Source organism: Pseudoalteromonas sp. AOP31-A2-14 (assembly GCF_052378035.1).
Taxonomy (GTDB): Bacteria; Pseudomonadota; Gammaproteobacteria; order Enterobacterales; family Alteromonadaceae; genus Pseudoalteromonas.
On record NZ_JBQSXI010000001.1, the window covers coordinates 2,111,401 to 2,125,319 of the forward strand.

Here is a 13,919-nt window from a genome sequence, read left to right on the forward strand (position 1 = left end):
GATTGCAACAAAAAGCACAGCAAGATTCCAGTATTACGTGTTAAATACCCCAGTTTAAACGATCAATGCCATTTTATAGGGTCAAATTGATAATAGTTGACCAACAAGCGATATATTTGTGGGTCATATTGGCGCAGTTCACTGGGTTTTTCTAAAAAAGTTTCAGTGAGTACCGCAAAAAACTCAGCCTCGTTAGTCGCACCATAACTATGAATTACATGGGGCATATTATAAGCGACATGACTTTTTAGTTGAGTAAATGCATGACTAAATACTCTTCCCCACTCTTTATAGTCTGCTGAACTCGTTAATAATGGAGTGCCCGTGGTTTTACCTGTTTCTTGGTCAAGCTGATGGGCAAATTCATGAAAGACTAAGTTATGGCCGTCACTTGGCAAGCGGTTACCTTCAAGTACATCATGCCAGCTAAGTACCAAAGTACCACCGGGCCAAGATTCACCTTGTCGCACAGTATTATGATAACTCACAAGCCCAGCACCATCACGAGAGGTTTGAGCTGCATAATAAGCACTCGGATATAGTAAAATTTCTTTTACATTTTGATAAAGTGGCCATGGCTTATTAAGCACCAAAACACAGGCATCTGCTGCAACAATTAATTTCATTGCATCATTAAGTACTAAACCATCACAACCAACAAAAGATTTTTCATTCAAAAACCAAACAATATGACGCTCAAGTTTTTGCCGCTCTGCATCAGTCATTTTTTGGTAAATAGGCATAGAACGTAACAATATTGTTTTTTGGTTTTCATTTAAAAGCGTTGCTTGATACTTTTTTTGCCATAACTGGTTTTGAATACTCGGCCAACGCCAATAAATAACTACAAACGCAAGCAATGTGAGAATTAATAACCCATTTATCATGGTGCGACCTAATTAATTATAATAACTAGTTAATATGTCCGAAATGGGTAAATTTCAATCTATTTAAAAATAAAGCCGTTTTTTAAAAGAAATATACTTCATGCACACAAACCCGCTATTAACAGTTTGCTGTTGTGAAATAAGCTAGAACAAGTAGTCTAGCTTTCTGTAAAGCCGTCGTTTAATAATAGCTTTAAGTTCGCCGGCATTAGAAAAACCAAGCAAAATATAATATCTAAAAAAACAACCTTGCCATCAATTTAGCAGGAATCATTGCAAAAAAGTGTAATCTGCTTGTTTAGTGCAGCAATAAACTGTGCGACATGTAAACCATCCATTAGAGCATGGTGAACATCAATCGATATAGGTATTTCACCGGTTTGATCGTCGTACTGGCCAAATACTATTTTTGGAATAGCAAGGCTTGAACCGTGAGTTACAGCATGTGAAAAGCTGGTAAAATTAAGCCACGGTAATACTGAGATATGAACTAAATCTGGTTGGCCTTCTGTCGCCTCAAATGCATCACAAAAAAGAGCTTGTTCTTTGGCATCGCGACTGGCTTTTTTAGCATGGCTTATAAAATCTTGAACGTTGTCGCAAGTATTAAAGTAACTGAACCGAAAGGTATCATCATCAGCAAGTTCAACAACACTAGCCCTTATTGTATCGAGCTGCCAAGGTGAGTTATTTATTATGCGTTGTCGCATTGGTGCATAGGCATTGCACGCAAGTAATGTCGTATAAATATACCCGTGGAAAAAAGAATACTGCTGCGCTTTACAATAATTATACAGCTCCCTAATAGGCAACTTAATACAAACATTAAAATAAGGCTGGCTAAAGTCTTTAAAAAGCGAAAAATGCTGGCTGCGTGGCCAATTTGCTAAATCTATGGGTGTCATTATTAGCTTAAATAGGGAAGAAATCCAAATTGTAACGCGGTTTGTTAACCAAATAAAGTAAGAGCGTGGAAGTTCACGCCCCTATCGATTTATAATGTAATTTACAGACCGTTAGTAATGATCTCTTGAGCAAGTTCATCAGCAATAATATGCGTCGATTTTTGCTCTTTTTCACTACGAGCAAAAATTTCAGTTAAAGTGTTATAAATCCCTTCGACATGTTTATTTGAAGCCGCTTCGCTGTAACCTTCTGGCGCAGTTTCGTAATACACATTAATAATACCACCGGCGTTAATTACATAATCAGGAGCATATAAAATGCCTTTTTCACGAATAATCTCACCATGGCGCGGTTCTGCTAACTGATTATTTGCACAACCCGCAATAATCGTTGCTTTAATGCGTGGAATAGTTTCATCGTTAATTGTTGCACCTAATGCACACGGTGCATATACGTCAACATCAAGGTCATATATCTCGTCAATACTCACTGCTGTTGCAGTAAAGTCGTTAACAACGCGGTCAATAGCAACTTGATTAATGTCGGTTACAAACAGAGTTGCCCCTGCTTCATGTAAATACTTACATAAACCATAAGCCACAGCGCCTAAACCTTGTACTGCTACTTTAATACCCGTTAGATCTTGATGACCACGTTGATGTTGTAATGCTGCTTTAACACCTAAAAACGTACCATAAGCTGTAAACGGAGATGGGTTGCCGCTTTTACCTTCAAGGCCTAATACATAATTAGTTTCTTTGTTCATTAAGGCAACATCAGCACAGTTGATATTTACGTCTTCAGCTGAGTAGTAACTGCCACCTAAACGTTCAAGCTGGCGACCAAAGGCACGAAATAGCTGCTCTGATTTAATTTCTTTCGCATTACCGATAATCACTGACTTACCACCACCAAACGGTAAACGCGCAACGGCATTTTTATAAGTCATGCCTTTAGATAAACGCAGTGCATCCACAACGGCATCATCATCGCTTGCGTAATCCCACATTCTACATCCACCAACAGCAGGACCTAAATTAGTGTTATGGACGGCAATAATTGCGCGTAAGCCAGATTCTTTATCTGCACAAAAAACCACTTGTTCGTGGTTATCAAAGTCAACTCGATTAAACACAGCCACTTTATATACTCCGAAATTTGTAACCCATGAAAGGGTGTGAGCACTGAAATTGCCGAGACTTTACCACTTCAAATTAGTGCTTACTAGTATATGAGATGATAAAACTAAGCATACTTTCCAAAACAAAATAAAAAATCAAAAAAAACGCAAAAACAGAGAAAACAAACCCAAATAAAAAAGATTAACGGATTTATTATTCAATTTAATTTTAGTGCCTCAATATTTACTTTACGTGACCGTAAACGGCAATCATAGCGTAAACAAAAAAGGACACTTAGAACATAGCTAAGAATACTAAAAATATAGAAGATATAAAAAGGTAACAGCTAAGCCACCGTGTAGGCTAGGCGCTTGTGGAGGAGTCCTCAAAACACAAAAAAGCGGCATTCTCAGGCTTGAGTATGCCGCTTTTATAGTTATCTTTTCAGATGCTATATTTTACTGAAGCTTACCGTCAAGCTCTTCAATTTTAGCTTTCCAAATTGCAGGACCTTGAGTGTGGGCATTCGCGCCTTCACTATCTACAGCAACAGTAACTGGCATATCTTCAACTTCAAACTCGTAAATAGCTTCCATACCTAAGTCTTCAAAGGCAACAACACGGGCCTTTTTAATCGCTTTAGATACTAAATAAGCAGCGCCACCAACAGCCATTAAATACACTGATTTGTTGTTTTTAATAGACTCAACCGTTGCAGGGCCACGCTCAGCTTTACCAATCATGCCAATAATGCCGGTTTTTTCTAACATCATATCAGTGAATTTATCCATACGTGTTGCCGTGGTTGGACCCGCAGGGCCTACCGCTTCGTCGCGTACTGCATCAACGGGACCTACGTAATAAATAAATTTATTATCAAAGTCAACACCGTCAGGTAAGCCTTCACCTGAGTTAATCATATCTTGTAAACGCTTATGAGCTGCATCTCGGCCAGTTAAAATCGTGCCTGAAAGCAACACTGTCTCGCCCATTTTCCACTCATGCGTGTCTTCTTTGGTTAGCGTATTTAAATCAACACGGCGCGTACCTTCACCCACTTCAAAAGTCACTTCCGGCCAATCTTCAAGTTTTGGTGCTTTTAAATCAGCAGGGCCTGAGCCATCTAAGGTAAAGTGTACATGGCGTGTAGCTGCACAATTTGGGATCATAACTACAGGTTTTGAAGCAGCATGAGTAGGTGCTGTTTTAACTTTAATATCAACAACCGTTGTTAAACCGCCTAAACCTTGCGCTCCAATACCCAGTTTATTGGCGCGTTCGAATATATCTAAACGCATTTTTTCTTCGGTTGTTTCTGCGCCGCGTTCCATTAGCTCATGAATATCGACCGGATCCATTAGTGACTCTTTAGCAAGTACGGCTGCTTTTTCAGCTGTACCACCAATACCTATACCTAGCATGCCCGGCGGACACCAGCCTGCACCCATAGTTGGCAATGTTTTTTCAACCCATTCTGCCACATCATCAGATGGGTTTAGCATCACCATTTTAGATTTATTTTCAGAGCCGCCGCCTTTTGCAGCCACCATAACCTCTACTTCACCACCCGCCACTAAATCAATATGCACAACAGAAGGCGTATTATCTTTGGTATTTTTACGTGTGCCAGCAGGGTCTTCAACAATAGAAGCGCGCAGTGGGTTATCAGGATTTAAATAAGCGCGGCGCGTCCCTTCATCAACCATTTGTTGCACAGTAAGATCTGTTTTATCCCACTTAACATCCATACCTACTTTTACAAAGCAGGTAATAATACCGGTATCTTGGCACAATGGACGCTTACCTTCAGCCGACATGCGCGAGTTAATTAAAATTTGTGCAATAGCGTCTTTAGCCGCTTTACTTTGTTCTTTGTTGTAAGCTTTTTCTAGTGCTTGAACAAAATCAAGGGGGTGATAAAACGAAATATATTGTAAAGCATCTTCAATGCTATCAATAAAGTCTTGCTGAAGAATTGTACTCATTGGGGTTCCTTAAATTACCGTTACGTAACAATGCACGTAATTAAGATCAAACCGGTGACGGTGGTTTGCGCAGCGTATTAACTATTACTAAACGCTGCCAAAAAAATTTAACTTATGATAACCTCCCAGCCCGTTTCGAGCCAGTTATTCAGAGTAAAAAGTAGATGATTAATGATGAAAAAACCTGCACTCAATTAAACATAACGCAAAATTGTCTTGAGGTTTTTGCTCATTTTGCAGATCAACCTTATGCAGTGCTACTTGACTCTGCCAACAGCGAACATGTAAATAGTCGTTTTGATATTATTGCAATCAGCCCTAAACATACTCTTGAAGTAATTGATAATAAGTGTTTTTTTGATGAAGTACCAAGCACAGATAATTGCTTTGATATAATAAAGCACACACTGGCAACACTCGATAATAGTAAAGCCCCATTTGATTTACCCTTTAAGGGTGGTTGGCTCGGTTTTTTTGGTTATGACTTAGGCCGAGTAATTGAGAAAATCCCCGAACAGGCTTGCAATGATATTGCCATGCCGCAAATGACTATTGGTTTATATTTAGATGCACTTATTTATGATAAACAACAAAACAACTGGTTTTATGTCGCCCAGCCTAACGTTAATCGTCTCGCAATGTATCTTGAGCCACTTAAGCAACCTGTTTTATCAGCACACTTTGCGCTAACCAGTAACTGGCAATCAAATATGAGCCGCCAGCAATATGGCGAAAAATTCGAAAAAATTCAAGCTTATTTAAAAAGTGGCGACTGTTATCAAATTAATTTGGCGCAGCGTTTTAGTGCAAGTTTTGAAGGCTCACCATGGCAAGCTTATTGTCGTTTGCGCACTGCTAACAAAGCCCCTTTTTCAAGCTATATTAATCATCCGCAAGGGGCTATTTTATCAATTTCGCCAGAGCGCTTTATTGCCATTAACAATGGCAATATCGAAACCAAACCAATTAAAGGCACTTTGCCACGCTGCGAAAATAAAAACCAAGATACTGAACAAGCAATACGCTTACAAACATCAACTAAAGATCGTGCTGAGAATGTTATGATTGTTGATTTACTGCGAAATGACTTAGGTAAAGTAGCAAAGCCTGGCAGTGTGCAAGTCCCCTCACTCTTTGCTATTGAAAGCTTTCCCGCGGTGCATCATTTAGTCAGTACAGTGACCGCAGTGTTAGCTGATGATAAAACCCCCGTTGATCAACTTAACGCAGCCTTCCCTGGTGGCTCGATCACTGGCGCGCCAAAAATCCGCGCGATGGAGATTATTGAAGAGTTAGAACCTCACCGCCGCAGCGTATATTGTGGGTCAATCGGTTATTTGAGTGCCTGCGGGAATATGGATACTAGCATTACTATTCGTACCTTAGTGTGTCATCAAGGACAGATTTACTGCTGGGCCGGTGGCGGTATAGTGGCTGATTCAGAAGTCGATTTGGAATACCAAGAAACTTACGATAAAGTAAATAAAATACTCCCTTTATTAAAGTAATAACGTGAATACTCAGCAGCTTTTAGCGCGTTTTCAACTTAGTGCACCTGTACAACAGCACGATTTAAGAAGTACAAAATTAAGTGCATCAAAACGCGCTAGTGCCGTGATATTACCGCTAATAGATATAGATAATCACGCTCATATTTTATTGTGTAAACGCCCCGCTCATTTAAAGTACCACCCTTCAGAGATATGCTTACCCGGGGGTAAACATGAGCGCAGTGATAAAACGTTGCGCGATACTGCATTACGTGAACTCAAAGAAGAGCTTAATATAGCAAGTGTTGATGTGACTATTCACGGTAAACTTGCTAATTATTCAACCCTCACAGGCTTCACCATTACCCCTTATGTAGGCTTATTAGCTGCAAATACACATTGGCAAGCGGACCAAAATGAAGTCGCGGCAAGCTTTTTACTACCCATCAGTGCCCTTATTGATGTAAACAATTGGCAACCCTTGCTCTTTACCTACCAAGGGAGAACCATTACTTTACAAGGGTTTTCAACACATTACGGGCTACTATGGGGAGCAACTGCAAACATTATAAAAAACTTTACAAAACAGCTCTTATTGCCAGTATAAATCTCTGCTACAACAGGTTACACAATTAGTATTCCACGTTATCATATGCGCCCGTTCAAGGTAGCAGTAAGCTAATTAGTAGAGTTGAGTATAAAAATATGATCAGTGCATTTGATATGTTTAGTATTGGCATTGGCCCATCATCGTCACATACGGTTGGCCCGATGCGCGCGTCTCGTTTATTTGTTAATGATTTACAAGCACAAAATTTATTAGCCAATGTCACAGACGTAAAAGTAGAGCTATACGGTTCACTTGGGCAAACCGGTATTGGTCACGGCTCAGGTAAAGCAGTTATATTAGGCCTTGCAGGTTACGACCCTGAAACCATTGATGCTGATTTAGTCGATGATATTTTAAATAAGATTGAACAAGAACAAACTATTTTCCTAAATCAAACCCATAAAGCTAACTTCCCAAAGCAAGGCGCGATTGTTTTTCATCGTCGTAAAACTCTACCTAAGCATTCTAATGCGATGGAAATAATTGCTAGTAATAATGGCGAAAAAGTTTATAGCCAAGTGTATTACTCAATTGGTGGTGGTTTTATCGTCACTGATGAAGAATTTGAAAAAGAAAAACAATCCGCATTAGATATCCGTGAAGAAAACCCCGCGCCATATCCATTCAATAGCGCAAAAGAGCTACTTGAACAATGTAAAGAAACCGGTTTTAGTGTATCGGCCTTAATGATGCGTAACGAAAAAACACTGCGCAACGAAAAAGATATTAAAGACGAGCTATTTAATATCTGGCAAGTAATGAAAGCGTGTATTGAACGCGGTATGCGCACAGAAGGTATTTTACCTGGTGGTTTAAAAGTAAAGCGCCGTGCACCGAGTCTGCACTTAAAACTTAATATTGAAGTAAACAACGACCCACTGCGTGCTATGGATTGGGTGGATTTATTTGCCTTAGCCGTTAATGAAGAAAACGCAGCGGGAGGCCGTGTAGTAACTGCCCCCACCAATGGCGCGGCGGGTATTTTACCTGCGGTATTAATGTATTATCACAAATTTATCAAAGAGGTAGACCGCGATATTGCAACACGCTACTTGCTTACCGCTGCAGCTATTGGCATTTTATATAAAAAGAATGCTTCTATCTCGGGTGCAGAAGTTGGCTGCCAAGGTGAAGTAGGCGTTGCTTGCTCAATGGCTGCCGGCGCGCTAACTGAAATAGTCGGTGGTAATGTTGTTCATGTTGAAAACGCGGCTGAAATCGGTATGGAGCATAATTTGGGCCTTACTTGCGACCCGGTCGGCGGACTTGTTCAAGTCCCCTGTATTGAACGTAACGCTATGGGCGCTATTAAAGCAATTAATGCCTCACGCCTTGCCATACGTGGCAGTGGTGAGCAAAAAGTATCGCTCGATAAAGTCATTAAAACTATGCTTGATACCGGTAATGACATGAAAACCAAATACAAAGAAACCGCTCGCGGTGGCTTAGCAGTTAATATTATCGAGTGTTAGATTAAAGCTTAAATGTAAGCTATTAAAAAAGCCGCAATTGCGGCTTTTTTGTTTTTTGCTTTGATACAAATAATAACTTTATTAGTAATTACTTTACCGGTAGCTCAATGTCTTCAAACAATTTATCTACGTCTTCTTGATTACGTAATAGGCTTGCGCGCTCTACTCTTTCTTTGGTTAGGTGCGGTGCAAAACGCTCAATAAAGTCATACATATAACTACGTAAAAAACTGCCTTTTCTAAAGCCAATTTTAGTCGTACTAGCTTCGAATAAATGGCTGGCATCAATACAAACTAAATCAGTATCAGAGATTTGATCAATCGCCATTGACGCCATAACCCCAACGCCTAAACCTAAACGTACATATGTTTTAATCACATCTGCATCAGTGGCAGTAAAGACAATATGTGGCTCAAGGCCTTGTGCATTAAAGGCTTTGTCCAGCTCTGAACGCCCAGTAAAACCAAACACATAAGTAATAAGTGAATACTTAGCAATATCGGCAACAGTTAAGTTATCCGCCTTTTTAGCTAACGGATGATCTTTAGCAACCACAATACTGCGATTCCAGTGATAACAAGGCAACATCACTAAATCAGAATATAAATGCAACGCTTCGGTGGCTATAGCAAAGTCTGCATCGCCTCGGGCTGCCGCATCAGAAATCTGCTGTGGCGTACCTTGGTGCATATGCAATGACACTGCTGGGTATTTCTTCATGAATCCTTGAATAACATTAGGTAATGCATAGCGAGCTTGAGTATGAGTAGTAGCAATATTAAGCTTACCTTGATCCGGTAAAGTATGCTCATTAGCCACCGCTTTAATACCTTCTACTTTAGAAAGAATTTCACGAGAGATATTAATAATCTCACTACCTGCACTGGTAACATGGGTGAGGTGCTTACCGCTGCGACCAAATATTTGTACACCCAACTCATCTTCTAACATACGCACTTGTTTAGAAATACCGGGTTGCGAGGTAAATAAACTTTCAGCAGTAGCTGAAACATTCAATTTATGATTTTGAACTTCGACGATGTATCTGAGTTGTTGTAATTTCATGGCTGCATTTTAAATTTTATTATTCAGTTTATTTATAAATGCTGCGCACTATTAAGCCAAGTGTTATTTGTTTAAAAAACAAATTAAGCAAAAAGAGGAGCATATTTATAACTTCAATTGCTTTAGGCTAGCATATTACAAGGTATTGAGGTAGCCATCTTTTTTAGCAAATTAGTCTTATTTTTGGGCATTTAAAGCTATAACTACTGCAAACTGTACTAATAAATCATGAATAACTGCTCTTTATGATTACAAATCCACGCAAAACTATCCCGCAGGTAATTATTTATGTCAGTCTTTTAGCACTAACTTGAGATACTTGAGTCCTACCCATTATCGTTTGTATCATTATGTGGCTGTTGCAGTTTTCGTTATTGCCCTATGAGTGAGCACAATACACCATAAAGAGAAACAAGAAGTCTAGCGCCGTAAAGAATTAACAAAACAAAAAATCATCGAAAAACCTGAAGGCGTGCTACTTAATAATGCGAATATTCCCATGTCAGAAGATACGCTTAAAATAGTTCAACGCCGCATATTCGATGCACTGAACGCCAGGGTTCAACTTTCATCAATTTCAAAAGAACTTAAAACCGTTTCAACTATGCAAAATAACGCTTAATCGCACCTGTTGAGGAGGAAAAATAAAGAAACGCTGACACCTCCACATAACGGTAAACAATTTGTAAGTTTTATTCAGGGGATAAAAACTACGCGCAGTGCTTCGCTCAGAGCATGGTAAAGATAAAGTCGACAGCCAAACAGTACTTTGAAAAAGCTTATGCCGTAGTTAGCGCAGCGCCCTACTCTGATGAGTATATTGTTGCAAAGCGCACCGAACTTAAAGATTATTTAGAAGCAATTAGTACTGAACTAAAAGCCGATAAAGCAACGGCACTCAAGAAAAACAGAACAATAACAAAACGACTTAGCTATTTTATGTTTTGTCTAACTTCTAAACTACACTAATCTAAAAACGCAAACTTTAATATAAATAATGCCGTTAGTACCCAAACACTAATGGTTATTTCTTCACGCTTACCACACACTAATTTAACGGCTGTATAAGCAATAAAACCAAGCGCAATCCCATGCGCAATTGAAAATGTAAGTGGTGTCATTAAAAGTACCACACTGACAGGAATAGCATCAGTCATATCATCCCAATTAACCAATTTTAAGTTTTGCATCATTAACACTGCAACATACAAAATTGCTCCAGCAGTTGCATAAGCAGGGATCATTTGAGCAAGTGGCGCAAAAAACATCATCAGTAAAAAGCACATACCCACTACCACCGCAGTAAGGCCTGTTCTACCGCCAACAGATACACCTGCAACCGACTCAATGTAAGAGGTAGTAGTAGAAGTACCTAACATTGCCCCTGCGATAGTCGCAGAGCTGTCAGCACTTAAGACACGGCCCAAGCGTGGCATATTGCCTTTTTCATCAGCAATACCTGCTTTTTGTGTTACAGCGACTAATGTGCCCGAGGTATCAAATAAATCCACAAATAAAAAAGCAAAAATAACGCTTAGCATTGACAGTTCAAACGCCGCTGAGAAATCGAGTTGCATAAAGGTCGGCATTATCGAAGGCGGCATTGATATAACGCCATGGTACTCGACAAGTCCCATTGATAGGGCAATACCGGTCACTAATAAAATACTAATCAATACACCACTTTTCATATCACGATAAAGCAACGCTGTAATAATAAAAAAGCTCAAAATAGCCAGTAACGGACCCGCTGAAGTAATATCGCCTAATTGTACTAACGTGTCAGGACTTGCTACGATTATTCCGGCTTTTTTTAATGCAATTAACGCTAAAAAAGCACCAATCCCTGTGGCAATGGCTCGTTTAAGCACTAAAGGAATCGCATTGATGATCCACTCTCTGACTTTAAATAAACTTAGACATAAGAAGATACAGCCTGACATAAATACCGCACCTAACGCAGCTTGCCATTCGTAACCCATGCTAAATACAACACCGTAGGTAAAAAATGCGTTTAAGCCCATTCCAGGTGCTAGTGCTAATGGATAATTGGCCCATAAGCCCATAATAAAACAGCCAATCGCCGCTGCAATACAGGTAGCAACAAACGCAGCACCTTGGTCCATTCCTGTTTCAGCTAGCATTGCAGGATTAACAAAAACAATATAAACCATCGTAATAAAGGTAGTTAGTCCAGCAATAGTTTCACGTTTTACTGAAGTGTTATTAGCGCGGATTTTAAAGAGAGCGTCGAGCATTGTAGTACACTTGAAAAGTTAATAAATGGTTAATTAACTTTATCATAAAATTTATTGAACTATAGGACAATTTGCTTCTAAATGACTAAATTACTCAAGTTAGACTTCCCATAGTTTGCTAGACACCAGATAAGGTACATTGTAACGTCTAATAAGAAGTGTGTTATGAGCGAAGAGCCGTTTGAGCAATAAATTAACCAGTCATTAAGCTGATATCAATGACTGGTTATCGCTCTTTGCTGAAGTACAGCTCAGTGCGTGAAGCGGACATTGGTAATGTCGCAATAAGCGGTAAGTAATAGTTGGTTAAAATAGCGAGGCACGAATAAAAACCAACTATTTTTTGTCATGCTTGAATCACTTGTTATATTTACTGGTTCTGGAACATTGTTTGAATTTGATCATCAAATATGAAAGTGTTTAAAACCCATTCATCGCGAGGTTTATAGAAATAAAACTTCCAACGAAGAACATGCTTATCAAATTTTTGAAGATACAATATTAGCATTAGTGATTCCCCAACTTCTTCTATAGCAGCAACTTCTACACTAATAGTTTTACCAAACCGCTGTTCAATAAGAGGTTGTTGCATTTTCATTTGATCAATTAATGCAAAATACTCATGTTCAGGGACTATGAGGTAAGGTTTTGTAAGCTTAGTACCTGCTACCATATTCCCTTTTTCCATTTCAGCCATAACACTTTTAGCTAATTCCTTTGCTTTCGTCTTTGAAGACAAAGTATCTGCAAATGTATTTGAGCCAAACAAAACTAAACTAAGAATTAATAGTACTCTTTTCACGACATATCCTTTATATAATGTAAACATAACGCCTTGCTAAGCGGCAAAAAATTGTTGCCTAAAATAACGACGAAGGAGCAAAAGCCAACTGTTCTTTATCCTTTCAAGCAACTTGTATGGATAATAAACCCATAAATTAATTATTATTCTAACCTAGTTCAGGTAATGTGAGGCCCAAACTTTGCCTGCAACCAAAGCCTTTTATACAGTAGTTCGATTGAGCGCAAACTCCTCTATTGAGAGACCGGTAACAAGTTAAAATGCGGTATAAACTCCAAGCATTAAACTCGGATAGTCAACGGGGCCTCGAGCCCGAATAGCAAGGCAGAGTCAGCTTATTATGAAAACACTTGATAATCAAAATGAAATAAACGCCGGTGTCGATACAAGTAAAGAACAACTCGATATTTATATCAGGCCTTTAGACATTTATTTTACTGTAGAAAACAATCAAAGTGGCATTAAACACGCCATTCAAATTTTAAAAAACACCCAGTAACGCGCGTCACTATTGAGGCGACTGAACGTGTTGAACAGCCTTTTATTATAGCCTGCGCTGAGGCAAATATTCCCTTCGTTGTTGCTAATCCCGTGAACATAAAACGCTTCGCAGAAACTATCGGCCAAAAAGCAAAAACTGATAAACTTGATGCACAACTTATCGCTCACTTTAAAGAAGGGATTAAACCACCTTTACCTTCTTTAAAGCCAGAAAAAATGCGCTTGATGAGCGATTTACTATCGAGAAAACGCCAGTTAATGAATATGCAAACGATGGAGAAAAATCGCTCTCAAATAATGCCAAAAAACTATCGTCACTCATAAAATCTATCTTAACTGCACTGAAAAACCAAATAGATAAAGTCGATTTAAAACTACAAAAACTCATTAAAGAGTGTGACGAATACGAAGCAAAAAGTGCCATTATCCAAAGTATGCATGGTGTTGGCAATGTGGTCGCATTTAACTTGTTTAGCGACATGCCTGAGTTAGGTTATGTAAACAACAAAGAGGCAGCTTCTTTAGTGGATGTAGCCCCATTTAATCGTGAAAGTGGCGTGTATCAAGGTAAGCGAATGATACGTGATGACCGACCTAAAATAAGAACGGCCATGTATATGGCGATGATGTCAGCCATTCAGTGCAACTCTAAATTTAAAGACATTTATTAACGCATGCTCAAAACAGGAAAGCCTAAATAAAGTAGCCATTATTGCGTGTATACGAAAGCTGGTAATGATCATAAATTCAATGGTGCGAGATGGTGTCATCCCTCTCTGTCAGACTAGTTGTCGCGCTTAATATTCAACCATTAAACAGAG

At 39.1% G+C, this 13,919-nt stretch carries 12 protein-coding genes and 1 pseudogene; 6 read left to right on the forward strand and 7 right to left on the reverse strand.

Features of this window, described 5'->3' with window-relative positions; translation table 11 throughout:
• Nucleotides 1-62: 62 nt before the first annotated feature.
• From ACT3S9_RS09725 to ACT3S9_RS09740, 4 genes are all read right to left on the reverse strand, one after another.
• Entirely contained in the window at nucleotides 63-887 is an 825-nt protein-coding gene (locus ACT3S9_RS09725; protein ID WP_441834175.1) for a M90 family metallopeptidase, read from the reverse strand.
• Nucleotides 888-1,147: 260 nt separating this feature from the next.
• Entirely contained in the window at nucleotides 1,148-1,792 is a 645-nt protein-coding gene (locus ACT3S9_RS09730; RefSeq protein WP_441834176.1) for a CatA-like O-acetyltransferase, read from the reverse strand.
• 101 nt (nucleotides 1,793-1,893) lie between these two features.
• A complete protein-coding gene (locus ACT3S9_RS09735) occupies nucleotides 1,894-2,934 on the reverse strand; it encodes a Leu/Phe/Val dehydrogenase (RefSeq protein WP_441834177.1) in 1,041 nt (346 codons plus the stop codon).
• A gap of 438 nt (nucleotides 2,935-3,372) precedes the next feature.
• Nucleotides 3,373-4,899 (reverse strand): fumarate hydratase, encoded by a 1,527-nt coding sequence (locus ACT3S9_RS09740; protein WP_441834178.1) that lies wholly within the window; start codon nucleotides 4,897-4,899, stop codon nucleotides 3,373-3,375.
• A gap of 164 nt (nucleotides 4,900-5,063) precedes the next feature.
• Here ACT3S9_RS09740 and pabB point away from each other — a divergent pair, with 164 nt between their 5' ends.
• The 3 genes from pabB (at nucleotide 5,064) to ACT3S9_RS09755 (ending at nucleotide 8,471) form a co-directional block, all read left to right on the forward strand.
• Entirely contained in the window at nucleotides 5,064-6,407 is a 1,344-nt protein-coding gene (gene pabB / locus ACT3S9_RS09745) for an aminodeoxychorismate synthase component I (protein ID WP_441834179.1), read from the forward strand.
• A gap of 4 nt (nucleotides 6,408-6,411) precedes the next feature.
• Nucleotides 6,412-6,996 carry an NUDIX hydrolase gene (locus ACT3S9_RS09750; RefSeq protein ID WP_441992928.1) on the forward strand — a complete coding sequence of 195 codons (585 nt, stop codon included), beginning with the start codon at nucleotides 6,412-6,414 and terminating at the stop codon, nucleotides 6,994-6,996.
• A 98-nt stretch (nucleotides 6,997-7,094) separates the two neighbouring features.
• Complete coding sequence (locus ACT3S9_RS09755; protein ID WP_441834181.1) at nucleotides 7,095-8,471, forward strand: L-serine ammonia-lyase; 1,377 nt, start codon at nucleotides 7,095-7,097, stop codon at nucleotides 8,469-8,471.
• An 88-nt stretch (nucleotides 8,472-8,559) separates the two neighbouring features.
• Here ACT3S9_RS09755 and cysB read toward each other — a convergent pair whose 3' ends face one another.
• Nucleotides 8,560-9,537, reverse strand: a complete 978-nt coding sequence (cysB, locus tag ACT3S9_RS09760) for an HTH-type transcriptional regulator CysB (protein ID WP_441834182.1) — start codon at nucleotides 9,535-9,537, stop codon at nucleotides 8,560-8,562.
• 499 nt (nucleotides 9,538-10,036) lie between these two features.
• Here cysB and ACT3S9_RS09765 point away from each other — a divergent pair, with 499 nt between their 5' ends.
• Together ACT3S9_RS09765 and ACT3S9_RS09770 are read left to right on the forward strand one after the other, a co-directional pair.
• Nucleotides 10,037-10,159 carry a hypothetical protein gene (locus ACT3S9_RS09765; RefSeq protein ID WP_444750921.1) on the forward strand — a complete coding sequence of 41 codons (123 nt, stop codon included), beginning with the start codon at nucleotides 10,037-10,039 and terminating at the stop codon, nucleotides 10,157-10,159.
• 113 nt (nucleotides 10,160-10,272) lie between these two features.
• Nucleotides 10,273-10,506: a hypothetical protein gene (locus ACT3S9_RS09770; protein WP_441834183.1), complete on the forward strand. Its 234-nt coding sequence runs from the start codon at nucleotides 10,273-10,275 to the stop codon at nucleotides 10,504-10,506.
• Here ACT3S9_RS09770 and ACT3S9_RS09775 read toward each other — a convergent pair.
• Nucleotides 10,503-11,795, reverse strand: coding sequence for an NCS2 family permease (locus tag ACT3S9_RS09775; RefSeq protein WP_441834184.1), 1,293 nt, complete (start codon nucleotides 11,793-11,795; stop codon nucleotides 10,503-10,505). The two genes, ACT3S9_RS09770 and ACT3S9_RS09775, sit on opposite strands and share 4 nt — an antisense overlap.
• Before the next feature lie 370 nt (nucleotides 11,796-12,165).
• Complete coding sequence (locus ACT3S9_RS09780; protein ID WP_441834185.1) at nucleotides 12,166-12,597, reverse strand: hypothetical protein; 432 nt, start codon at nucleotides 12,595-12,597, stop codon at nucleotides 12,166-12,168.
• A gap of 340 nt (nucleotides 12,598-12,937) precedes the next feature.
• On the opposite strand from ACT3S9_RS09780, the pseudogene ACT3S9_RS09785 reads away from it, so the two are divergent.
• A pseudogene (locus ACT3S9_RS09785) lies at nucleotides 12,938-13,899 on the forward strand (IS110 family transposase).
• Nucleotides 13,900-13,919 lie beyond the last annotated feature (20 nt).

Bases quoted from the DNA above. Each gene is read 5' to 3' on its own strand.
- pabB (WP_441834179.1), top strand. From the start codon at position 5,064: ATGATTAATGATGAAAAAACCTGCACTCAATTAAACATAACGCAAAAT.
- cysB (WP_441834182.1), bottom strand. From the start codon at position 9,537: ATGAAATTACAACAACTCAGATACATCGTCGAAGTTCAAAATCATAAA.
- ACT3S9_RS09725 (WP_441834175.1), bottom strand. From the start codon at position 887: ATGATAAATGGGTTATTAATTCTCACATTGCTTGCGTTTGTAGTTATT.
- ACT3S9_RS09770 (WP_441834183.1), top strand. From the start codon at position 10,273: ATGGTAAAGATAAAGTCGACAGCCAAACAGTACTTTGAAAAAGCTTAT.
- ACT3S9_RS09775 (WP_441834184.1), bottom strand. From the start codon at position 11,795: ATGCTCGACGCTCTCTTTAAAATCCGCGCTAATAACACTTCAGTAAAA.
- ACT3S9_RS09755 (WP_441834181.1), top strand. From the start codon at position 7,095: ATGATCAGTGCATTTGATATGTTTAGTATTGGCATTGGCCCATCATCG.
- ACT3S9_RS09730 (WP_441834176.1), bottom strand. From the start codon at position 1,792: ATGACACCCATAGATTTAGCAAATTGGCCACGCAGCCAGCATTTTTCG.
- ACT3S9_RS09740 (WP_441834178.1), bottom strand. From the start codon at position 4,899: ATGAGTACAATTCTTCAGCAAGACTTTATTGATAGCATTGAAGATGCT.
- ACT3S9_RS09765 (WP_444750921.1), top strand. From the start codon at position 10,037: ATGTCAGAAGATACGCTTAAAATAGTTCAACGCCGCATATTCGATGCA.